The organism is Paenibacillus sp. FSL R10-2796 (genome assembly GCF_037965315.1).
Classification (GTDB): Bacteria; Bacillota; Bacilli; order Paenibacillales; family Paenibacillaceae; genus Paenibacillus_AQ; species Paenibacillus_AQ odorifer.
Genome location: NZ_CP150178.1, coordinates 3,560,664 through 3,584,189, shown reverse-complemented (window position 1 = coordinate 3,584,189; position 23,526 = coordinate 3,560,664). Strand labels below are relative to the sequence as shown.

The 23,526-nt window shown below is 41.2% G+C and carries 21 protein-coding genes and 1 other annotated feature; of the genes, 8 read left to right on the top strand and 13 right to left on the bottom strand.

Features of this window, described 5'->3' with window-relative positions:
* Positions 1-81: 81 nt before the first annotated feature.
* From NST58_RS16340 to NST58_RS16330, 3 genes are read right to left on the bottom strand one after another with little or no spacing between them, the layout of a single operon-like run.
* Positions 82-975, bottom strand: a complete 894-nt coding sequence (locus NST58_RS16340; protein ID WP_036677301.1) for a sugar phosphate isomerase/epimerase family protein — start codon at positions 973-975, stop codon at positions 82-84.
* 24 nt (positions 976-999) lie between these two features.
* Entirely contained in the window at positions 1,000-1,857 is an 858-nt protein-coding gene (locus NST58_RS16335; RefSeq protein WP_076125572.1) for a sugar phosphate isomerase/epimerase family protein, read from the bottom strand.
* Complete coding sequence (locus NST58_RS16330; protein WP_076125574.1) at positions 1,854-2,912, bottom strand: Gfo/Idh/MocA family oxidoreductase; 1,059 nt, start codon at positions 2,910-2,912, stop codon at positions 1,854-1,856. The genes NST58_RS16335 and NST58_RS16330 overlap by 4 nt, the downstream gene beginning before the upstream one ends.
* Positions 2,913-3,035: 123 nt before the next feature.
* On the opposite strand from NST58_RS16330, the gene NST58_RS16325 reads away from it, so the two are divergent.
* Positions 3,036-3,905, top strand: a complete 870-nt coding sequence (locus NST58_RS16325; RefSeq protein ID WP_036677307.1) for an AraC family transcriptional regulator — start codon at positions 3,036-3,038, stop codon at positions 3,903-3,905.
* A gap of 70 nt (positions 3,906-3,975) precedes the next feature.
* Here the strand turns inward: NST58_RS16325 and NST58_RS16320 are convergent, their stop codons facing one another.
* Positions 3,976-4,479 (bottom strand): DUF1572 family protein, encoded by a 504-nt coding sequence (locus tag NST58_RS16320; RefSeq protein ID WP_036677310.1) that lies wholly within the window; start codon positions 4,477-4,479, stop codon positions 3,976-3,978.
* A 252-nt stretch (positions 4,480-4,731) separates the two neighbouring features.
* On the opposite strand from NST58_RS16320, the gene NST58_RS16315 reads away from it, so the two are divergent.
* The 4 genes from NST58_RS16315 to NST58_RS16300 all read left to right on the top strand — a co-directional run bounded on the left by NST58_RS16315 (position 4,732) and on the right by NST58_RS16300 (position 9,630).
* On the top strand, positions 4,732-6,816 hold the full coding sequence (locus NST58_RS16315; RefSeq protein WP_339248727.1) for a subtype B tannase: 2,085 nt from the start codon (positions 4,732-4,734) through the stop codon (positions 6,814-6,816).
* 165 nt (positions 6,817-6,981) lie between these two features.
* Positions 6,982-7,674 (top strand): response regulator transcription factor, encoded by a 693-nt coding sequence (locus NST58_RS16310; RefSeq protein ID WP_076278485.1) that lies wholly within the window; start codon positions 6,982-6,984, stop codon positions 7,672-7,674.
* Positions 7,671-8,918 (top strand): ATP-binding protein, encoded by a 1,248-nt coding sequence (locus NST58_RS16305; RefSeq protein ID WP_076190352.1) that lies wholly within the window; start codon positions 7,671-7,673, stop codon positions 8,916-8,918. Before NST58_RS16310 ends, NST58_RS16305 begins: the two co-directional genes overlap by 4 nt.
* A 142-nt stretch (positions 8,919-9,060) precedes the next feature.
* The gene (locus tag NST58_RS16300) at positions 9,061-9,630 is read left to right on the top strand and encodes a hypothetical protein (protein WP_076125581.1); all 570 of its coding nucleotides are present in this window, start codon (positions 9,061-9,063) and stop codon (positions 9,628-9,630) included.
* Positions 9,631-9,653: 23 nt separating this feature from the next.
* Here NST58_RS16300 and NST58_RS16295 read toward each other — a convergent pair whose 3' ends face one another.
* Positions 9,654-10,643 carry a zinc-binding dehydrogenase gene (locus NST58_RS16295; protein WP_339248776.1) on the bottom strand — a complete coding sequence of 330 codons (990 nt, stop codon included), beginning with the start codon at positions 10,641-10,643 and terminating at the stop codon, positions 9,654-9,656.
* 131 nt (positions 10,644-10,774) lie between these two features.
* Here NST58_RS16295 and NST58_RS16290 point away from each other — a divergent pair, with 131 nt between their 5' ends.
* Positions 10,775-11,629 (top strand): LysR family transcriptional regulator, encoded by an 855-nt coding sequence (locus NST58_RS16290; RefSeq protein WP_339248775.1) that lies wholly within the window; start codon positions 10,775-10,777, stop codon positions 11,627-11,629.
* Positions 11,630-11,733: 104 nt separating this feature from the next.
* Here NST58_RS16290 and NST58_RS16285 read toward each other — a convergent pair whose 3' ends face one another.
* From NST58_RS16285 to NST58_RS16275, 3 genes are all read right to left on the bottom strand, one after another.
* Positions 11,734-12,561, bottom strand: a complete 828-nt coding sequence (locus NST58_RS16285) for an SUMF1/EgtB/PvdO family nonheme iron enzyme (RefSeq protein WP_339248726.1) — start codon at positions 12,559-12,561, stop codon at positions 11,734-11,736.
* A gap of 153 nt (positions 12,562-12,714) precedes the next feature.
* Positions 12,715-13,350, bottom strand: a complete 636-nt coding sequence (locus NST58_RS16280) for a glycoside hydrolase family 11 protein (protein ID WP_076190353.1) — start codon at positions 13,348-13,350, stop codon at positions 12,715-12,717.
* A 251-nt stretch (positions 13,351-13,601) separates the two neighbouring features.
* Positions 13,602-14,483, bottom strand: a complete 882-nt coding sequence (locus NST58_RS16275; RefSeq protein ID WP_076306488.1) for an alpha/beta hydrolase — start codon at positions 14,481-14,483, stop codon at positions 13,602-13,604.
* A 157-nt stretch (positions 14,484-14,640) separates the two neighbouring features.
* Between NST58_RS16275 and NST58_RS16270 the strand changes: the two genes are divergently transcribed.
* On the top strand, positions 14,641-15,354 hold the full coding sequence (locus tag NST58_RS16270) for a MerR family DNA-binding transcriptional regulator (protein ID WP_076125585.1): 714 nt from the start codon (positions 14,641-14,643) through the stop codon (positions 15,352-15,354).
* A gap of 47 nt (positions 15,355-15,401) precedes the next feature.
* Here the strand turns inward: NST58_RS16270 and NST58_RS16265 are convergent, their stop codons facing one another.
* From NST58_RS16265 to NST58_RS16245, 5 genes are all read right to left on the bottom strand, one after another.
* Positions 15,402-16,211, bottom strand: coding sequence for a GNAT family N-acetyltransferase (locus tag NST58_RS16265; protein ID WP_339248725.1), 810 nt, complete (start codon positions 16,209-16,211; stop codon positions 15,402-15,404).
* Positions 16,212-16,258: 47 nt separating this feature from the next.
* Positions 16,259-16,496: a binding site (T-box leader), on the bottom strand.
* Between the two features lie 103 nt (positions 16,497-16,599).
* On the bottom strand, positions 16,600-17,049 hold the full coding sequence (locus NST58_RS16260; protein WP_339248724.1) for a DUF1569 domain-containing protein: 450 nt from the start codon (positions 17,047-17,049) through the stop codon (positions 16,600-16,602).
* A 250-nt stretch (positions 17,050-17,299) separates the two neighbouring features.
* Positions 17,300-18,181, bottom strand: coding sequence for an aminoglycoside phosphotransferase family protein (locus NST58_RS16255; protein WP_339248723.1), 882 nt, complete (start codon positions 18,179-18,181; stop codon positions 17,300-17,302).
* 98 nt (positions 18,182-18,279) lie between these two features.
* Positions 18,280-18,843 (bottom strand): hypothetical protein, encoded by a 564-nt coding sequence (locus NST58_RS16250; RefSeq protein WP_076218110.1) that lies wholly within the window; start codon positions 18,841-18,843, stop codon positions 18,280-18,282.
* Positions 18,844-19,190: 347 nt separating this feature from the next.
* Complete coding sequence (locus NST58_RS16245; RefSeq protein ID WP_076125591.1) at positions 19,191-19,538, bottom strand: VOC family protein; 348 nt, start codon at positions 19,536-19,538, stop codon at positions 19,191-19,193.
* A gap of 883 nt (positions 19,539-20,421) precedes the next feature.
* Here NST58_RS16245 and NST58_RS16240 point away from each other — a divergent pair.
* A complete protein-coding gene (locus NST58_RS16240) occupies positions 20,422-23,481 on the top strand; it encodes an ATP-binding protein (RefSeq protein WP_339248722.1) in 3,060 nt (1,019 codons plus the stop codon).
* Positions 23,482-23,526 lie beyond the last annotated feature (45 nt).

Sequence of the window (23,526 nt, the reverse complement as noted above, 5' to 3'; positions counted from 1 at the left end):
CACAAACAGTCCCAATGGATGTAGGATCTTTTTTCACAGGGACTGTTTGAATGAACTATTTATTCTTTATCACTACCGTGTTCAGACCCGAAAACCCTTTAAAAAATTCACAGCCTGGCGGATATCTTCCTCCGGATTAGTGCCAACTTCCCGTTCTATGGTCAGGAATCCTGTATAACCGATGTCGTTCAGTGCTTGCAGATAGTTGTTCCAATCAACAGAACCCGCTCCGAGCGGAACTTCACGGAATGCCGAGCCGGTCTCGGCCATTTCAGCGATTTTCTCATGGTCTAATGCTGGTGCTTCATAACCATATTGACCGTAAACATCGCGTGGATCGATATCGGCAAGCTTGAGACCATCTTTAGCATGGGTGTGTACAATGTAGTCTTTTAGAGTATGAACACCTTGCACCGGATCATCACCAGTCACCATGACCATATTGGCCGGATCAAAATTAACGGAAACCCCTCTGGAACCCAGACCGTCGAGGAACGTCTTCAGACGTGCAGCGGGTTCTGGCCCAGTCTCAATCGCAAAATAAGAATTCATCTCATGTGCATATCTGCTAAGTTCCTCACAGGCAATGTGCATGGTTTCATAGATTTTACTGGCAGGGTTAGAAGGAACAATACCGATATGTGTAGTTACGATATCTGTACCTAGCTCCTTGGCCAGCTCCATAATGCGCTTGGACTTTTCAATTTTGGCACGGTTCTGGGCAGGGTCCTGAAAGCCATGTCCGCCTAAATCTCCAACGAGGGCAGAGATTTCTAAACCTAGCGAAGCAATGTAATCCTTCCATTCACGGCGTGCTGACTGAGAGAGAGTAGCGGGATCAAATTCGCCTTGTACCGCATAAATCTGAACTCCATCTGCCCCAGCTTCTTTTGCCTTGCGCAATCCCTCTTTCACTCCAACCTGAAAGCTGTCTACGATAACACCGATTTTATTAGTGATAATTGGTTTAACCATGGCATAATCCTCCAGTATAATGAATTAGATTTGGTTCCAAACCCGCTTGATGTATTCCAGCCCCAGTCTTGTTCCCTTACGGCACTCTTCCATTCCCTCAAATTCTACAGAGATATATCCATCGTAACCGCTTTCCTTAACGATTCGAATTACACTCGGCATATCGATGTCTCCTTGACCAACGATGGCACCTCTCAACCAGTTCCCACCGGAGGATTGGAACCAACCTTCGCCAGGCTGGCGGTCTTGCGGACGAATATAGAAATCTTTGAAATGCACCATTGAAGCAAGCTTGATGTTGTTAGGTACAGCTATTAGCGGGTTCTCATCTGCGCACAGGAAGTTCCCAATGTCGAGTGTTGTACGGAAGTTGTCTCTACCCACCGCATGAACCAGCGCCTGTACACGATCGCTGTGCTGAATAAAGTATCCATGATTCTCCACACTGGTCGTAATGCCTAAACCTGCGGCATAATCAGCAATTTCTCGGCAGGCTTCAGCCAAACGTGGAAGCTCTTCCAAAAAATGCGTGATGGATAGATCGTTTGAGGAGGCTACATCATGCCGCATCCGCTGAATGCCTAATGCCGCGCACACGTCTACTTCCCGCTTTACCCGCTCGACTTCCCGCTGCATTTCCGCTGTCTCCAGCCCGGCAAAGTTCGCCCCGATAGCATAATTGGATAACTCTAGTCCACGACCCGCTGCTGTTCGTACAATCTGATCAATTAGCTCAGGATTTTCAACCAAATTGATACCCAAAGGTACAATCTCCGCATGTTCTGCGCCCAGATCGGCGATCGTCTCAATGACTCCTTCAAGCGTGAGCTCACCCGTTGAAAAAGCCGAATGCAAACTGTAAGTGCTGATTCCTAACTTCATAGTTTCACCTCTTCACCTTTGGCTGCGGATTCATAGATCGCGCCGAGTATCTTCATGATTGTAACGCCGTCTTGCACAGGACTAATTGGTGTAGAGCCGGTACTGATGTTGCTCGCAAAATGATTAATTTCATTCTGGAATGCACTGTTGAACTCAAACCCCTTATTATCGGTCTGCGGATAGGTATTGACGATCGTATCCGCCTGTTCTTTAACAATGACTATCTCAGGATCAATTTCAAAACCACCCTTGTCACCATACAGGCGTACCGAACGCTCGTCTTCTTTGGCATGCAGTGTAAAGCTGACATCGACCATTAGCGAAGCTCCATTCTCAAAGCGAATCAGTGCATTCGCTAAATCTTCCACCGTATTGTTCGCTGCGTCGTAATCGGCGGCTTTATAGAATGAGAGATTCTTAATATTAGAACGATTGCCGAGCTTCCGGTAGGTATTAGCACTTACCGATACTGGATTCGGACGGCCCATCAAATACCAGCATAGATCAATCACATGGACACCAATATCGATCAGCGGTCCGCCGCCGGAGCGTTCAATATCACTGAACCAGCCGCCGGGATTGCCTAGTCTCCGGAACGTCGTTGCTTTTGCATAATAAATTTCGCCGAATTCTCCTTGTTCCACCAACGTCTGAAGGAGCTGGGCATTGGAGTCATAACGTCGTACAAAGCCTACTTGCAAAATCTTGCCGCTCTTTTCCACAGCTTGCTGGACCTGAAGCGCTTCTTCAACCGTACGGCAAAGCGGCTTTTCCACAAGCACATGCTTGCCTGCCTCAAGCGCCGCGATGCTGATCTCGGCATGAGAGTTGTTCCATGTGCAGATGCTTACTGCATCTATTTCGGAATTGGCCAGTAATTCACGGTAATCCGTGTATACTTTCTCGACGTTATATTCTGTAGCAACTTCGCGTGCACGCTCTTCATTCAGATCACATACCGCATATATGGTTGTCTGCGGATTATTCCGATAAGCACTTAAGTGCATGCCGGAGATAGAGCCCGTACCTATTACGCCAATTTTGATCTTATCCATTAACAATCGCTCCTTTATTTTGCATAGGTTATGATTCGTATTATAATGATTTCAACCCTAAACACCATGCAGAGCCTTGCGGTTTCATTTGTACAATTGTGCTATAGGAGGTGCAGTCTATAAATGTTGGACTATGATAAACATCTACAGGAACCCATGGACATGCCGGATCCCGAGTTTCCGATTAAAGTACATACCCAGCGTTTCAACCAAGAAGGAGTTATGTTGTTCCCACATCATTGGCATGAGCATCTTGAGTTTATATTTATTGAAAGTGGTGAGGCTGTTTTTGAGTGCGGACGAACACCGATCAACGTTCGGGCTGGCGATTTAGTTGCTGTGAACAGCAACGAGCTGCATTATGGGGTAAGCGCTTCTTCTGATTTATTGTATTATGCGATTATTGCAGATACTTCTTTGCTGCATAGTGCGGTAAGCGACGCTGCCGAAACCAAGTTCATCGCCCCGATTCAGCGGAACCAGCTGCTGTTACGTAACCATATCCGGGGGGATCAGCATATTACTGACTGTGCTTTGGCGATTATTCGGGAACTGGAACGTCGCGAATTTGGTTACGAGCTGGCCGTCAAGTCCGAGCTATACCGCCTGTTAACGCTGTTGTTGCGCAGACATATCGTCACCGTACTCTCACAAGCTGAGCAAGAGAGGCGTATTCAGACCGTTGAACGCTTCGCACCTGTTTTGCGTTATATCGATACCCATTACCAGGAACCGATTCAAGTTGACGAACTTGCGGCGCTAACGGGGCTAAGCCGCTTCCATTTCAGCCGTCTCTTTAAGGAACTAACTGGGCATACGATATCGGAATATGTAAATGCTGTCCGTTTAGACCGTGCAGATTATTTGCTCCGCCATACCCAGCTAACGATTTCTGAAATCGCTACCACTACCGGCTTCAGCGATATCTACTATTTCAGCCGCACCTTCAAAAAGCATAAAAAAGTAACCCCTAGCAGTGTGAGGGGATTCTAGTTAGAGTGAACAAAGGACTGCCTCTTGGCAGTCCTTTGTTAGTGTATACAGCGTTCCTCTAGTTAAACTATTATTGCCACACAAGCTGTCCCTTTCTTATTTTTGCTGCATAGATGATTTGGCCTGTATGATAATGGACTTCTCTCACCATCGCTATCATGAGATTAAGAGCAGTGGTCTCGTTATTTACTTGGCTATATGTAAGGGGTGGCAAATTAAGAAAGGGTTGTGACATCAATAACTCCGGGTTAGATTGGAGCCGTTCAAGATATTGGATAATAATATCAAAAGCATCCCTGGTCATGGTTATAGCTTGTTCTTTAGTCATTTCTAGACCTCTTTCAAACTCCCTCTCTCTATCTCTTGTATCAGGAATATCTAAAAGAATGGTTTCAATTCGTGAGTGTACTGCCCCGCTAATATGAGCAACCAAATTTGCAATACTGTTACTTTCCACGGTTGGGGACCATGTAATATCCTCTTGGGTACATTGCTCGATTGCTTGGAGCGTCCATTTCTTTTCCGATCTAAATTTAACCAACATACTTTCAATTAACTCAATGGCGATATCCATTGCTAACCTCCTATTGATATAACCTATGTAAATTTTACCAAACTCATCTCTTCTGTCAAATGAAATCCAGTACCAATGCTATTTTTATGCCACAATGTTTTGTTACATTCTTATCCGAGCTCCTGAGTAGAGTTAATTGATAACGTTTGTTGGCCTTAAAAGAAGGAGTTGGTATATGACACTGGATCATTCAGATTAGTACAAAAGAGACTGATGAGATTATCTACTATTTTTAGAAAAAGGAGATACGAAATGAAACTTAAAAAATGGATTGCCCCTATCCTCACATGTTCTCTGATGAGCCTCTCTTTCGCTACAGGATCTGCAAGTGCAGCAACTAACAGCGAGTATAGCTTGAAATTCAATGCGACTAACTATACTACAAAGACCATAACGGTGGATGGTCAATCCGTCACTTATCGGGCATATGAGAATATCGTTTATGTAAAGAACCCTGTAGATATTAATTATGAAACTATGAACGTCTATGTCCCTGAGGAATACTTCCAGGGTAAGTCGATCGGTAGTTACACCGCCGATACCGCACCTATCTTCTTCCCAAACCAGGTTGGCGGGTATATGCCTGCTCAGCCAGGTAGTACTGAAACAGGTAAAGGAATGGGTATGGGGGCAGGTCCACAGAACGGCGCTCCGAAAACAGACAAGGAATCCGCAGCAGCCCCAGACGCCGATACAGGAACGGAATTGAATAAACCCGCTGCGGGTAAAGACGAAAACGCAGGAAAACCTTCATCTGAATCTCCCAGTGCTATCGCAGTTGCCCTGTCCAAAGGTTATGTGGTCGCATCTCCAGGCGCTCGCGGTAGAACTACAAAGGACGAAAAAGGTGTTTACACTGGTAAGGCACCCGCAGCTATCGTAGATCTGAAGGCGGCTGTCCGCTACCTTCGCTTTAACGACGACATTATGCCTGGTGACGCCGAGAAGATCATCTCTAACGGCACAAGTGCTGGCGGCGCGCTCTCCGCATTACTGGGTGCTACCGGCAACAATGCGGAATATGAGCCTTATTTGGAAGCGATCGGAGCAGCTGATGAGCGTGACGACGTTTTTGCCGTTTCGGCCTACACGCCGATTACGAATCTAGATAACGCAGATGCAGCTTATGAGTGGCAATTCAACGGAATTAACACTTATGAAAAACTTGATTTCTCCGGAAATACGGATTTTAACATGGAAAGAACGTTGGTAGAAGGAACATTGACGGAGGATCAGATTCAGGTATCTAACGAACTGGAAGCTATGTTCCCTGAATACGTCAATAGTCTAGGACTTACGAATACTGACGGAACAGCTTTGAAGATGGATGCGGACGGCAATGGCACCTTTAAAGATTACATCAAAGATTTTGTGATCGCTTCAGCGCAAAAAGCGTTAAAATCGGGTACAGATCTGTCCGACAAAACCTGGATCACCATTGAAAATGGCACTGTTACGGATATCGACTATGATCAATATCTCGCATACTTGGGCAGAATGAAACTGCCTGGAGCCTTTGACGGTTTAGACCTGAGCAATGGTGAAAACGATCTATTCGGCACAGCGAATGTCGCTGCCCAGCATTTTACTCAGTTCGGTTTGGAGCATGATACAGCGGGGGGAACACTTGCTGACCAGAATCTAGTGAAAATGATGAATCCAATGAACTATATCAGCACTGAGGGAACAACCACTACAAATAATTGGCGGATTCGGATGGGAACCAAGGATAGTGATACTTCCCTCGCTGTTTCTACTATATTGGCAACAGAGCTTGAGAACAAAGGTTCAAACGTTGACTTTGCAATGGCTTGGGATATTCCACACAGCGGAGATTACGATCTGGATGAGCTTTTTGCTTGGGCGGACAAGGTTAGTGCTACTTCGCCAAAAGCATCCGCAGCTGCCATTCCTTCCAAATCATCATTGTTGGTGAATGGTAACAAGATATCTGTTAACGCGTACAATATCGACGGCAGCAACTATTTTAAATTACGGGACATTGCTATGGTTGTAAACAACACTACACAACAGTTTGAAGTGACATCGGATGAAAATACGAATACTTTAAACATTACATCTGACAAAACGTACACTCCGACGGGCATTGAACTTTCAGCATCTGTAAATACTAGTTCAAAGACCGGTGTTATGACAGCCACTAAGATAACTTTGAACGGACAAGAGATTTCAGTAACGGGCTATAATATCGGCGGTAGTGAGTATTTTAAGCTGAGGGATGTTGCAAAATCACTTGATTTTAATTTGGAATGGGATGCTGGAACGCACACCATAAGTATAGATACTTCTAACATCTATAAGGACAGCAATAAATAATAGAACAGTAACTTATTCTGGTTACAAGAGGCCGATCCTTCAATCGGTCTCTTTCCATTCCATTTAGAATGCGATTATTTCCCTCACGAACATGCAGTCTTCCTTGCTCCTTTTAGACAATTTACATACAATAAGGTCCAAGATATCGGAATAAAGGTGGTAGCTATGCAGGGTAAAGTGAACATACTAATTTGTGATGACAATATAGCTGTACATGAGAGCATATCTGCTTATTTACAGGCGGAAAATATGGAATATGAATCCGTATACAATGGTGAGGAAGTTCTTTACAAATTGGAAGATCAGCATTTTGATCTCTTAATTCTAGATATTATGCTGCCTGGACTTTTTGGGACAGAGGTCTGCCGTAAGATTCGCTTGACTAGTAACGTCCCGATTATAATGCTGAGCGCAAAAGGTGAGGAAACTGACCGCATATTAGGTTTGGAAATTGGTGCAGATGACTATATTACAAAACCGTTCTCCCCCCGGGAGGTCGTCACAAGAGTAAAAACCATTTTAAAACGCACTCATTACACCTTTCCAAGTGAAGACGCCATCCTGACGCTGGGAGAAATGAAGATTGACCGAAATGCTTTTAATATCAAAATTAATGGATCACGAATGGAATTTACACCTAAAGAGATCGAATTGCTTATCTATTTTACAATTAATAAAAACAAGGTGCTTTCAAGAGAACAAATCTTAAATAAGGTCTGGGGCTATGATTATTTCGGTGATACTAGAGCCGTTGATAATCTCATAAAAAGAATGAGAAAAAAACTACCTGAAAAGAATTTGGGATTTGAAATCAAATCTGTTTATGGGATGGGCTACAAAATGGAGACTTCCACATGAAAAAAGTAACTTCCAACAAAAAAGTGATATATCTGGCCATCCTCTTTTGTTTCATTTTAGGACAACTTGGAGGAACCTTGATTATTAAACAGCTTTTTTTGAATTATAAATTAAAAGATATGCTGCCTCAGGCCTCTGCTATAGCTGCTGAAATGGCACAAAATGAGATGAGCATTCGAGGTTTTAAACCGTATCTTATGAAGGTGTATGATTTAGAGGGAAATGACCTTTCACCTGGTGACGAAAATAAGCATCTTTTTTTCAATGTTACATCGGAAGAATTCAAGGATGCCCTTATAGATTATATTCCCGAAGTAATTAAGTACAATAAATTCGCTGCGATTAAAAATATTAATGGGTTTCCGAGTAAATCCATTGTCGTAGGCGCACCTATTATTCAGGATAAACAAGCGGTCGGAGTCGTCTTTTTATTAGAACCTGGTAGTGAATTTCAAGCGGTATTGAATGGCTTCTATTACGTTTTTACAGGTACCCTTTTGTTAGGCACACTAATAATCAGCTTCTTTATATCCTCCTATCTAAAGGAGATGAAGCAGCTTGAAAAGACTCGTCGGGATTATATAGCGAATATTAGCCATGAGCTGAAATCTCCCATTGCCTCTATCAGAGCTTTAACGGAGACGCTGGCAGATGGAATGATTCAAGATGAAGAAAAAACAAATAAATACTATGGAATTATTTTATCCGAATGTGCGCGCTTGCAACGATTGATTTATGATGTACTGGAATTATCAAGAATGCAAAATAAAAAAGAAACTTGGAATAAAGAAAAAATAGATACTCAAGAATTAGTCATGCTTATTGAGTCTAAATACTCTTTCTTGTCCGATGAAATGGGCATTGTATTTGAGATTACAGATAACGCCAGAAACCTTCCAGATGTTTTTTCTAATAAAGATAAAGTGTTGCAATTAGTCAATATTTTGATGGATAACGCCATGAAATACGTTCAGGAGGATGGGAAAATAACTTTTGATGCTATTGTGCATTCGAGGGTTGTAACTGTGCAGATATCAGACAATGGACCCGGCATTGCAAAAGAGCACCTCCCTTATATCTTTGAAAGATTTTACAAAAGCGAACAGTCCCATAATGAAAAAGGAAGTGGTCTTGGGCTTGCTATCGCCGAGGAAATTGTAAATGGTCTGGGAGAAAAAATATCGGTTACAAGCAAACCGGGAAAAGGAACGGCTTTTCAATTTACCATTAGACGGTTCAAATAATAACTCTCTCATTTAACACCAAGAAGGTCAGGTAAGGGTATTTCCCTCTACTGACCTTCTTATATTTTATTAATTGTGTAAAAGAAACTATCTTCCATCTTATGGGTATAATTAACATAAAGCTCTATAGGAGGGAAAATCATTGAGAAAAATAAGGAAGCTGATTCTTTTAGGATTTTGCATCATGATTTTACCGGGAACCGTAATTTATGCTGCAGCTGGCTCATCTGAAGTTTCATTATATTTGAATAATGTGCTTCAAAAACAGCCCGCAATATTGTCCGAAGGTTCGATTTCCTTGACGACTGAACAGTTGTCTAAAGATTTATTTGCACTATTCGCCTTGGATGAATCAGGTAAAACCGTTCGAATCTACAAGCCTAATATAAACATGGTTATGCTCGATAATAACGGAGAGATTTTTGGTAAAGTAAAAAGCCCGTCACGTTTTGCATTTTCGACTCTATTACAGGTGGATCATTTAAAAACAGAAATTTCAGATATTAAGGTTGTGATCACCGATCCTGCGGATAAAACAGAAACCATTGATGCTCAACAAATTAAGAACAGCGAAGAAAACTTTTGGTTCAAAACCAATGAGTATACATATTCCTTTACTACAAAGGGCACCTACACTATTCAAGTATTTTTTAAAGATGTGGCTTCGAAAAAGTGGTTTCCTGTCTCCGAAATTGATATATTTGGCATTTGAATTCCAGTTATAATGGACTCCGCTCATTCTATTCTTATCGCGATATTACCAAATTGTTCTCCCTGCTGCATTCGGTGAAAGGCTTGAACTGTGTCTTGTAAAGGATACACTCGATCAATGATAGGTCGAATCGAATGGTGTTCCATAAACTGAAGCATATCCGCAAACTCTTCACTACTTCCCATTGAGCTACCTATGATACTAATTTGCGGGAAAAATATGGCTCGCGTCGGGATTTCGATTCGATCTCCTGAGCTTGCACCAAACGTAACAATACGTCCATTGGGTTTAATAATATCAAAGTAATGTGGGAACGTCGCAGGCCCAATGCTGTCGAGGATGAGATGAACGGTGTCTCCTTTCATTCTTTCCTTCCAGTTGCTATGACTGTCAAACGCATGATCAGCTCCATGAGCGAGTGCAGCTTGTCTTTTCGTTTCACTGCGTGAAGTGACACTGATCCGTGCACCCACCGCTGAAGCCATCATCATGGCATAAGTCGCAACCCCACCACCAATGCCAGGTATAAGAACATGTTCACCTTTCTTTAAGCGGCCTCTAGTGAATAGCGCCCGATAGGCTGTTAAGGCAGATAAGGGCAGCACGCCGGCTTCTTCCCATGACAGGTAAGCTGGCTTGCTGATGGCATTTTGCGCAGGAATGATGATTGACTCAGCGAATGTGCCTTCTGAAGGTCCCCCTACAATGGCTGGAACGTTTGGAATATTGTCGCTATATTCCCATCCGATGCACGGATTAATGATGACATCTTCACCTACATTATGATCCAGCACACCTTCACCTATTGCTTCAATTCTCCCCGCGCCATCAGAGCCGATAATCAAAGGAACATCCTGTTTTGTTCGGTCATCCATGATAAACAAGTCCCTGTGGTTTAGCCCTGCAGCCTTTAACCTAACCTTCACTTCTCCAATCCCCGGTCTTTTATCCATAATCTCTTTATAGTTCAAGCCCTTCAGGCCACCTTCTCCAGCATGTATAATGGCTTTCATCATCTAAGCCCCTTCCTCAAGTTGTTATTAATGAATCTATAATAAATTTTACATAGTGGGTGTAATCCAGTAAAATGATCAAAACTGAAGGTGACTATCATAAATCATCATACCAAGAAGGTGCAAAGGAAATGGAAAGTGGAGATTTGAGAATATTTCAAGCGGTTGCTCGCGAGGGTAGCATAACGAAGGCTGCTCAAGTCTTGAATTATGTCCAATCAAATGTGACGAACCGGATTCAGTATCTAGAAGCTCAGCTGAAAATCCCCCTATTTCGTCGATCCAATCGAGGGATGACGTTAACGCCGGCAGGTGAGAACTTACTGGTATATACAGACAAAATATTATTACTAATGGACGAGGCTGTGATAACCACACAATACTCTGAGCACCCTGCTGGTCCGCTCCGTCTAGGTTCCATCGAAACAACAGCGGCTACTCATCTAACGCCTCTGCTAACCGAATATCACTTACGATATCCCGAGGTTAATCTATCGCTTATAACGGGAGAAACGCATAAACTCTTACAAAAGGTGCTTGATTACCAACTAGATGGAGCCTTTGTTTATGGGCCCATTGACCAGCCTGATATAGAACATGTTGTTGCTTTCGAAGAGGAGCTGGTGCTTATCTCACAACCAGGTAAGAGCGAAATGCGCGAATTGCTTACAAAGCCAATGTTGTTTTTCGACGTCGGATGTACACATCGTGCCAAAGCTGAGAGTTTCCTAAATGAAAGCGGGATGAGCTCTTATAAGATTATGGAATACGGAACGTTAGATGTAATTCTAAGTGGGGTTTCAGCTGGACTCGGCGTGTCAATGCTGCCCCAATCTTCGATTTCCAAGGCCGAAGAGGCGGGAGTAATTACTTCCCACCGTCTGCCTGAAGGATATCGAGATTTGCAGGTATGGTTTGTGTATCGCCGGAACGCGGTTTTTTCTAGTGCGTTGTCAAAATTAATCCAAATGATCGAAGAAATATAGCAAACATACATATTGGGGTTTGATTATATTCGAGCGCAAAGCTTGTTTATTAATCAAACCCTTTTCAGCTTTTTCCGATTATACTTGGTATGTCTTGTTCCCCTCTACTCACCACGAATTACTCGAAAACCTTGATCAGCACCCATACCATTCGCTTCGAACTTTCCCCGAAAAGAAATCTCGTTGTTGCTGATACCGCCGATCCACCCGCCACCCTTTACAACCCGGAAAGAACCGCTGTTACTATCTATATCTCCGTACCAGTTCCAACACCATTCCCTTACATTCCCTGACATATCGTAAAGACCTAGCTCATTAGGTTTTTTGCCACCGATAGATTTTGTTTTGTTGTGGTTGTTTTCTATGATCGGCCAGTTCCAATCTCCTGATAAGTATTTGTCTCCAGCATTTTGCCAATACCATGCTACTTCATCTGCTTTATTGCTTCCACTGTAGATGTAACTTTTGCTCAACTGTCCTCCACTTGCAGCATATTCCCACTCTGCTTCAGTAGGCAATCGGTAACCATTAGCTCCTACATTGAGCGTTACTGTCCATTTAAAATTATCGTTATCACTCTTATTATTCGGATCTTTTTTATTTTTATCTATATTGTAATAGGGTTTGAACCCCTCTTTTATACTTCTTTTATTACAGTAATCTATTACGTCATACCAATTAACCATTTCTACTGGCAAGTTGTCGCCTTTGAATGCTGAAGGGTTGCTTCCCATTATTTCAACCCACTCTTTCTGAGTCACTTCATATTGGCCGATATAGAAATTTGATATAGTTGTACTTTTGTAGTTGGAATTTGTGTTAATGAAAGCCCCGCCTTTGACTAATACATAAGTATCCTTCTGTTCAGGCTTTTCTTGCGAACAAGCGCTGATAACAACTACTATTAAAAGAGAAATTAATAGTTTTCTCATGGATATATCTCCTTTCCAACCACTGGTATGTAGTTAAGTATCATTTGTTGAATGATCTAAGGCTGCCGGCTGTGGACCGACAACCTTAGCAATGACAGTGATTAATAGTTATTTTAATAATCTGGAGATGCCTGAGCTGGTCCGATGCTCAAGTTACCATACTGTTACGTTTGAGCTCCCGCTACTTTGATATCCTTCTGTCGCTAACACCTGATAAGACCAACTGCTGCCCAGATTCATTCCGTAACTTTTCCAAGCATTAACGTGGTTGGCAAAAGTGATCGCAACATTGCTTCCCGTTGCTCGCTTGGATTGTCTTACACTCCAAAACTGTGTGAAGGTTGCCGTACCATCAATAGAAGGGGCGTTCGTTCTCGTAGTCGTATATATATCATATGTGCCTCCATCACTGGTCACGGTACCTTTATAAGTTCCAGTAGGTCTATAAGTGCCCCAGCTATCAACGACGTAATATTCTATGAGGGAGTTTCTCGTCCACCCATACAGAGTTAAATACCCATTGCCGGATGGTGCCCAGACGCCTGCATTGTAGTTTATTGTTCTAGATGGGGATCCAGTATTCCAACCTTTACCAACAACAAAGTTACCAGTATTTGACCATGTAACGCTGTAATTCCCACCAGATCCATTAGTAGCATTTACTGTTCCGCCACCATCGGTCCAATTTTGCCAATAGTCTGTCGCTGCACTTGAGGTTGCTGCAAACAAGCTGAAACTCATTGTAGCTGCCATAATTACAGTCACGATTTTCTTGTTAAATTTAAACATAATCTACCTCCTGAAATTTTTTGTCACTACATACCTACATACTGCTTGTCTGTATTTCTAGTAGTCGAAGCAATTCCTTGTGGGGCAGATTTGCAACACCACTTCCTTCCATATATATTAATGTAAGCGATTACATATGGAATCTTATCATAGATCGTTTACTATTTAATCTCTTCAAATTAAAGATTTTACCCTAAAAAGTATTGTTCTTTTGGGATACCTTATTCACTGGATTTTTGTATCTGCCACAATTACAATCCAGTATTTTTTAGTAACACGTTCATAAACCAAGGCTTAATCAGTGGTAAGACTACTGCTGGTTGCATAGCTTTTGTATGGTCCATCTCGGCTCCCGTAAGGATTTCAACATCCCAACCTAAATCAGCCAGCGTCTCCTTATTTCTTTTTAACAACCCGACGATGTCAACGGTAACGTTCCCGAAATTTTCACCGTAAACGATCGTATCATTTCCACCTGCAAAAGCTAGTTTAGGGAGACTAAGCAAATGTTGAATACTGCGATCATCAAAGGCTGTGAGGCTCTGGTATAGAGAGACAAATTGTGCTGTAACACGGGTATCTATGGTAACCTTTATATTGTCCCAATCCATTTCGTTTGGATTCTCCGATCCTGTTGGGCTTTCTACAGATTCATTTTGGTTACTCAAAGCTTGTGTATGTGTTTTATGGGTCACAACCCTCATTTCTTGATAGGGGCCATTATAGGGTGGAAAACCTCCCATTACCAAACTCTCCAAGCGATCTGTTCTTATAGCCATTTGCAATCCAATCAACGCAAGCCAGGAATAACCGTAGTAACTAAAGCTTGTAACATTCATTTCATCCGCAATGTGGAGAAGATCCTTCACAATATGATCTGCTGTTAGATTTTCCACTGGATGTTGAAATAGATGACCTTCATAATCGAAATAAAGCACTTGAAAAGTGTCCGCTAATCCTTCAACAAAATGTTTACCTAATTCGGGATCTACTCCCCATAGCTTTAAGTTTTCTGCTTCCTGATTGTACACAGATTTTTTAGCGATGGGTAACATGATGGATGGACGATCTGGAAGCCCTGCCATACCTACTTCTATTTCTGATTGGTTTGCTAATTGTATTATCTTTTTCAATGAACTCACTCCTTTATGTTCTATAAAAGTATCATATAACATTCATGCAATCTTTCGGTTTATCCCTCTACCTCCCTTGATATATCTACCTAAATTCGATTTAATATTGTTGTAGCACTTGAAGGTTCAACTTTAATGTTTTGGGGCGATGATGATTATGGAAGAGATATATACACCTACACTGATAGCTAAGCAATTAAATGTGAGTACCACTACTTTAAGGAGATACGAAGATCAAGGCTTAATTCCAGATGTACCAAGGACCGCCAGCAACCGCAGATGTTACACTTCCATCCATGTGCAAGCTTTTATTACCATTCGGGCATTATTGCAGGGATATGAAATTCCGGTTGTGTACGATGTGATGAGGAAGATAAAAGGCCAGCAGATGGAGTCTGCTCTTTGGGCAATCAATCAAGAGCAACATAATACCCAAGTGGAAAAAGAAAGGTTAGAGGAAGTCTTACGCATGTTTCGGGATGTTGATTTATCTAAATACAAAGATTTAACTGTATCAGATTCAATGACGATTGGTGAAGTTGCACAAATGGCAGGAGTTAATCCATCAGCTATTCGGCATTGGGAACAAGAAGGGCTAATCTCTTCGAATAGGAACAAAGATAATGGCTACAGAGTCTTCACTTTAACGGAATTAAGAAAAATTATTCTTATCAGCAGTTTAAGGAAAACTGTTTATTATATCGAGAATATGAAACAGCTTTTGAATGAAATAGAAACACATAACTACAAAAAAGTGGAGATATCCTTTCAGCTTGCCTTACAAAAATTGAATTCTCAATTAATGAAGCAATTTTTCGCGATAGCTGAACTTACAAACTATGTGAAATTGTATAAAAGTAATGCCGAGTAACATATTGATCATAGAAAAAGGACTACCTTGCGGTAGCCCTTTTGTGCCTATTTGAACTTGATGTCAACAATCTTCCCGCTTTCCACAAAACCAATCTTTCGATAAACCTTATTCGAGTCAGGATTCTTTAAATCAGCATAAAGCATGGGTACTAAATCCTCCGATAAAAGAACAGAACTTAACTCTGCTACTAGCGCACTTGCATAACCTTTTTTCCGGCAAGACGGTGGTGTGTATACCGCATTTAATCTGGAATATCTTGCCGACCTATGTGCAATGTACGCCATCGATACAGGTTTATCGTCTACAAACCATATATACAAGTCCCCTGTCTCAATCATCCTCTTGGCATCTAGAATTTTAGCTTCTGGGTTCACCCTAACCCCATAAGCCCCCTCTGAGAAACCCGCCAAAAACTCTGCTACAATGGCCAGGTTTTTTCTCGTTGCTTGTTGCATTGTACCCTTTACGTTCAACGGTTTCTTTGGATCTGTACAGAAATAAGATTCTATAGTCATCGTGGACTCATATTGAAGATGATTTGCCTGAGAATACAGCTGTGCAAAACGTTCTGTTGTTTTTGGTTCTCCAGATACTCCCGGTAATGTAGTCTCTTTAAGAAATTCTATAAGTTCTTCGTAGAGAACGGCCTTCTTATCCTCGGCAATATCCTTAGAACTCCAAAGCCATGCGTTATGTCCCGTTGACTGGGCATAAATCATTGTTTCATCAGAATCTTTTAAGCAAGTAGAACTCTTCGACTCGCAAATAAGGTGAATCAGGTTGTATTGAACCTCATCAGCAATAAATATATCCTGGCTAAGTATTCGATCGGAGACATTGATTTTTTGAAACATTGTTACTCCTCCTTATTTATTTATAAGAACGCAAAAAACTCCGTCCCATTAGGGACGGAGTAGATTCCGCGTTACCACCCTGATTAGTGTATTCGTGAATACACCCTCTCTGCCATCGTCCAACAACGATGCTTCTTTGTAACGGCAGAATCCCGGGCCCGCCTACTATGATTTCGGGAGCCAGCTCTGAGGCGATTGTTCGATTCGGGTGTCCTCTGCCTCGCACCAACCGGCAGTTCTCTGATCGACATATCCGGATTTACTTGTCCTCTTCGTCGCATTTGATTGCAATGTAATTAGATACAATATAAAGTAACAGGGATTTTATGTCAATAAAAAATATGTAAGTTGGCGACGTTAAACAATTATTATTCACTGCGAAAAAAGACTAAACACCAAATTGTCTTAAATGATGGTCTAGATGTTTATAAATCCCTTTACCCCATTGCTCCGGAGTGAATTTTCCGAAAAAAGGATGTGGATGGGATGAACAATTCTCCGGACCGTTAATTTGAAAAGTTATAATCTTTTGTTTCAGTATTTCTTTTTCTTTTCCAAAATCTCTATCATCTAAAATAAGTATGGTCGGAATTGTTGACATATTATGTGGTACTGGCTTGTCATTGTAAAAAATAGATTTCACAAACCCTCCTATTAATATTCCTAGCCAACTTCTAGGAGGAAAGGAGTTTCCATTTGCGATGTCTTGAAATGCTGAACAGTGAGCCAACATTTGAGAAACATTCATTTTTCCCCACTGTGGGCTTGAATTTGGACTTAAATTCTCGATACGGCTCAGTATTTCCGCTGTATGTAATTTGTTATATATATTTTCCATAAACACACTTCCATTACTTTTTTTGGGTTTTCGATTTTTTCATTATTAGTTCTGATGATCCATATATCACGATAAGCTATTGTATTCATGATTGCATCATAATAATTTTACAGTATACTGCCGATCTAATATTCGCCATTTCCATTATTCTATCCTTTATTCACTATCATGTCCTTTAACGTAATAAAGCTATCCATCATGGAGGTAGCTCCTCGTCTTAAACTGTCTTTAAATATCGTTTCCCGTTAGTTCAACAACCTACGGATTTCTGCAATACAGAAATACTTTCCTTTAGGAACGCCCTATTCTTTTCAATCCCTCTATTTTTACACCAGACAACAGCACCAAAAGCATCGTAAAAATCATAAAAGGGTAGTATTGTTTCCAAATCCATTAGAGGACGAATTGTTGAATATCCCTCTTTATACGAAATTCTACTTTGAGGATTCACTCCCCAAACATATCGGTTAATTTTTGTGAAATCAATTTCAGAGGATCCACTCCGTGCACTCTCAAAATCAATAATTCCAACAACCATATTATTATTTGTTAGTATATTACCTTGTCGAAAATCCATATGAACAACACACGGGCCATCAGGAGGAGGTAAAACTGAGAAAGCACCCTCAAAGTAATTAATACATTTTTCGAAAAGTCCTCTCTCAAGGACTTGCTTGCAAGGTTCTATAAATTTTTCAAAGCTATTTCTTATATAAAGTCTCCAATTGTTCTGATTGAAAAATTGAAAACCGTCTAATCCTTCCACACCATATCCCGGCATTTTAACTTCATGCAGCTTTGCGTGAAGTACTCCAATTTGAAATGCTAATTCATCGTCAATAGCACCTGTACATGGTATACCTTTAATCTCAGATAAAAGTAATGCACCAGAAATTAAGTCATCCCCACTCCAGAAGTCTAACACCTTTGGAACCGGTAATACCTCCCTCAACAGTTCAAGCATACGATATTCGCGATGTAGTTTATCCCTGTTATAAGGGATCTTCGCATACAGCGTTTCTCCATTAGTAAGATTCAGCTTGTATACTTGTGAACTAAAGGACTCAGGAACATTATCTATACTTAATACATTAAGGTTAAATCTTTTTATGATTGTTTCTACTAAATTCAACTCGCACCTCACATGTTTTGAATGAATAGTAATTAGTTCTGCTATCTTATTCTTAATTTTATTGAACTATCCTAACCATTAGTTTAATAAAATTACACTTAGCCCTTTTTCCTTCTTGCTCTCAGGTAAATGACCGAAATCACCACTAGTCCTATTGCAATTACAATATACAAATCAATATCCTGCTCAAACATTAACCACATCTTGTATTCTAGGTGTACTTGCTGTTTGGGTCGAAGTCCTTCACCGAATAGTTCTGTTGCTTGGTTAAGGTTATTCATTTCAATTGTTAAACTGCATGGACTACTGCTTGATTCGCCATCCACTTCGCTAATGTATATTAAGTATTTATTACCTTCCTTGAAATCAAAACCCCAAGTGTAGTCTGTTCTCACAATAATTTGAGAGTCAACTTCAGTTTTCCAACTTCGTTCAACATCCACTAATATATATCTGATTTTCTCTTTTGTCCCCGTAAATCCTTCTTGTTTCAAATCGACCTTTATTTGTTTTACTTCACCGTAAATAGCTCCGCCGTAGACCTCTAGGGCTTCTTGGGGACTTCCTAACTCGACACAGGATAAAGCTTTAGCATCTTGTCCATTTGCAATAAAGAATGCGAAAGTGAATAAACATATTAACGTGATTAAACGAAGTTTCAATTTACCACCTACTCTTATGATTTTATTACATAACTTCTTTATTGACATAAGTTATAGGTGAAATGTTGCACTAATTTTCCAATTCCTTCAATGAAATGGGGAGTACACCTCGACGGTATGCTCCCTATTTGGGTTGACAATAGTATTTCGTTGGCCGTGGATGCAGCGCAAGCGCCGCACCTCAGATGATAGAAGTTAAAGTTCTTCCTGGGAGCTTAAAGCTTTGAAGAAATATTCCCCACGGATTTGATTCAACTTTATTCCCTAATTCATTTACAATTAGATATTGAACTGAGCTTTTATAAAAAAACGCACCTGTTAGCTCAATAGCAATAATCTGCAACTCCTTACTTCTCCCAAAGCTCGATCAGTCGACCTTCTGGATCTTCAATCCAAATAAACTTTCCAAATTCACTAATCTCTATTTTCTTTGCAAGAGGTACACCAATCTGTTCAAAATGCTTAATCGTTTCGTTTAGATCATGAACTTGGAAATTCAACATCACTTGTTGTTCTATTGGAAAATAACTGTCATCCTCGGTAAAGAAAGAAAAGATGGTCTCATTTCCCACTTGAGGTTTTATCACAGTCCCATTCCAATTCTCTATGTCAAGCTTCAACACCTCACTGTACCACTTTTTTGTAGCTTCAAGATTCTTAGTTCTCCAGAATATTCCTCCGAAACCTTTAATCATCGTATCTACACTCCTGTCTGCATTGAATTTTCTAATAATATACCCTTTAGGATTAAGGAGAATCCACCGTTAACCTCCTTTCAATACATCGAATGGTAGTGCCAACGGGTATTCAATATCACATTCAACAATAAACGAGAAGCCAAGCATATAACAAATGGCATTAGAAGCAGGAGTGAAGTCTATCGGACCCTATAGTCGCTATTAACCATAATCCGGCTCATTTGAGAACCTATCGGACTCTATAGTCGCTATTGGCTCGAAAAGCCCTCATATCGCGCATGTTTGGAACAAATAACGCCTCTGGGGTCCGAAACACTTCTCAAAAGCCAAAATTCAGCCAAATAGCTGCATCTGAGTCCGATCGCTCATGGTGAAGAGAGCGTGTGGGAATACAATACGCACAACAAGCAGCATAGTCGCACATCCGGTAACACAGACGCCAAACATGCAGCAAAATCGCACATCAAGTAATCCAGACACCCAACAGCAAAGCACTAATCAAGTGTTGAAGTATCCGTGTGTTCGTGTGTTCGTGTATTCGAGTGTTCGTGTGTTCGTGTATTCGAGTGTTCGTGTGTTCGTGTGTTCGAGTATCCGAGTGTTCGTGTGTTCGTGTATTCGAGTGTTCGTGTGTTCGTTTTTCGAGTACGCAAATGTTCAAGGAGATACATCATGCATCTTCCATGTGGAGAACATTCCTCTTAGCCCCACGCAGTGTCCGTTGCTCATTACTTCTCCTTCTTATGTAAATAATCTTCATTTTAGATTCTAGATTAGAATTATTTGCTATAATGTTCTCATGAAAAATAAAACTATCCTAAACAAATTAGCTATCATTCTACTTTTTATAAGCATTCTCTTTGGCCTACGCTGCATTTGGTTGAGTCTATTTAAGGTTTCCGACACTGTACCTGTGATTAACAATGGGGTACTGGATTTACGCGGCCAGGATCTGGAGCAGGCTAACTTATTCAGGCTGGATGGTGAATGGAGCTTCTATCCTTCGCAATTCGTTTCATCGAAGACTTCTACTCTACCAAAGCTATCCCACTCGCTTCAAGTTCCTGGAAATTGGAGCCATGTTATGGGAAGCGATCAGAATTCTTCTTATGGTTATGGTACGTATCGTCTGCGAATTTTGGTAGACCCGCTTCAGCAACCTGTCTCTTTCTGGATCAAACAAATTTATTCCGCTTCCAGTGTGGAGATTAACGGCACACCTATTCTCAATAATGGGGTAATAGCTCTTGATGCCGATACATATGTACCCAAAACCACCTCATATACAGCAGCTTATTTTTCAAAAAACACCACAGTGATAGATGTATTTATTCACGTAGCTAACTTTGATCAACCCTATAAGGGCGGTATAAAAGGCCCTATTTTCTTTGGCTCTCAGGAACTCATTGACCGGACATACTTTTACACTGTCGGATTTCAAATGCTTACAGCAATTATCTTACTACTGCATGGGCTTTATGCCTGTATTCTGTACTTATTTAATCCTAAAGAACGTGCTTTGTTTCTTGTAGGATTAATGACCTTATCTGTAGCTGTAATCCTTTTAGCTCGAAATGACAACTTAGTGCTTTCATTACTGCCGATTAATTATACTTGGTCCTTAAAAATCCGTTTGATCGCCTTCTTATGGCAAAACCTTTTTATTCTGCTTGTTTTCAGGAAATTCACCTCAGGTGCCAAAGTCAACAAGTGGTTACGTGCTTACACATGGTGTCTTTTCCTTTATACCTTGTTTATATTTATTGTCCCTGCTTATTTAGTCAGCACATCCATTCATTTGGGGATCATTCAAGTGTTCCAGTATATTCCCTTCATTTGGTTGCTCTATAGCTTAGGGCGCTTATTGTTCAAAAAGCAAGATGATAAAGATGTTGTTTTTCTGCTGTTATCAGGTGCGGCGATCGTTTCTAATTTGTTATGGAATTTGTGGGATAGTAACGGACACTATTCAATTGTCTATTATCCTTTGGATATTATCGCAGCCATCGTGGGCTTCTCAGCTTATTGGTTTAAAAAGTATTTTCAAAATGCTAAAGAGAACATGGAACTGAATGAGCAGCTGAAAAAAGCAGACAAACTTAAGGACCAGTTTCTCGCTAATACCTCACATGAGCTGCGTACACCGCTTCACGGAATCATGAATATCGCGCAAAATATTGTCACAAAAGAAAAGGACAGACTTTACGAAAGTAGCCGTCAAGATATGGAACTGCTGATCACAATCAGCCGCCGTATGTCTCATATGCTTGGTGATCTACTGGATGTGGTCCGTCTTCAGGAGCATCGTGTTATTTTACAACAGGAACCTATTTCGGTTCAATCAGTAGTTCCCGGTGTGATTAGTATGCTTCAATATATGATTGAAGGTAAGCCAGTCCAGCTATCTATGGATATCCCGGAAGCTATGCCGCCAGTTCTTGCGGACGAGAAAAGACTGGTGCAGGTTTTATTAAATCTGGTGCACAACGCGCTTAAATACACCGAAGCAGGACTTGTAGCTGTTAAGGCTGAGGAACAGGACGGACAGGTTCTTATCTATGTGACAGATACCGGAGTAGGCATGACTGAAGAGACTATGGCACGGATATTTCTCCCCTATGAGCAAGGCCCTCACGGAATAAATGACGGGCGTGGAATTGGGCTGGGATTAAGCATATGCCGGCAGCTCGTAGAACTGCATGGGAGCAGCCTAAACATTCAATCTGAGCTTGGTAAAGGTTCAACTTTTAGTTTCACACTCTCTCTTGCCGATTCTTACAGCGAACAGATAATAAAACAGACGGAACCTACAGTTTCGTATATGGCAGATGAGATTCATAGACAGATGGCTGAGTGGGGAATTTCCGAACATCAGCCAAGTAATCACTCTGAAAAAATTCCGCCGCTTTTTACAGAGATTAAGGTAAATATTCTGGTGGTAGATGATGATCCTGTCAATCTGAATGTACTAAAGGGTATTCTTGAAACCGAACCTTATATCATAACTACCGTGAACTCAGCCCATGAAGCATTGGAATTGTTGGATAAAAGGAACTGGGACTTACTTATTGGCGATGTTATGATGCCACAGATGTCGGGATACGAATTAACACAGAAGGTTCGTACTCGTTACTCCTTATATGAGCTTCCGATTCTACTGCTTACTGCCCGTAGTCAGCCTGAGGATATTTATACTGGATTTTTGTCCGGTGCCAATGATTATGTCACAAAACCTGTGGATGCAGTGGAGCTTAAATACCGTATTCGGGCTTTAACTGCGATGAAGCTATCCTTCAATGAACGGGTGCGCATAGAAGCAGCCTATCTACAAGCACAGATACAACCGCATTTTTTATTCAATACGTTGAACTCTATTGCCGCACTCAGTGATTTGGATACTAAAAAAATGCAGGAGCTCATTGGCGCGTTTACTTCTTTCTTAAGAATCAGTTTTGACTTTTTAAATGTCGGAGAGCTCGTGAACCTCTCCCATGAACTGGAATTGGTAGAATCTTATCTGTATATTGAACAGACTCGATTTGCAGAAAGGATATCTGTTGTCTGGAAGGTAGATCCGAATATTGACATCCTAATTCCTCCTCTATCCATCCAACCGTTGGTAGAAAATGCTGTTAAGCACGGTATACTTAAGCGCCAACAGGGTGGGACTGTTGAAATACGTATTATCCGTCTGCACAACGCTGTAAAGATTGAGGTGGAGGATAATGGGCAAGGTATGGATTCCGGGACCCTCTCTTTACTGCTGAAGCCAATGATGGAAGGCAAAGGTGGCATCGGGCTGGCCAACACCCATAGGAGGTTAAGTCAATTATATGGTCAAGGTCTCTCGATCCAGAGTAAGCCTGGAGAAGGCACCTTGGTATCCTTTGTTGTACCAGAGGACAGTGATAACTTTTCAAGCAAAAAAGCCGCTCCATAAGGAGTGGCTTTTTTGTATCGTTATCTATATCCTTTTAGAGTAAGC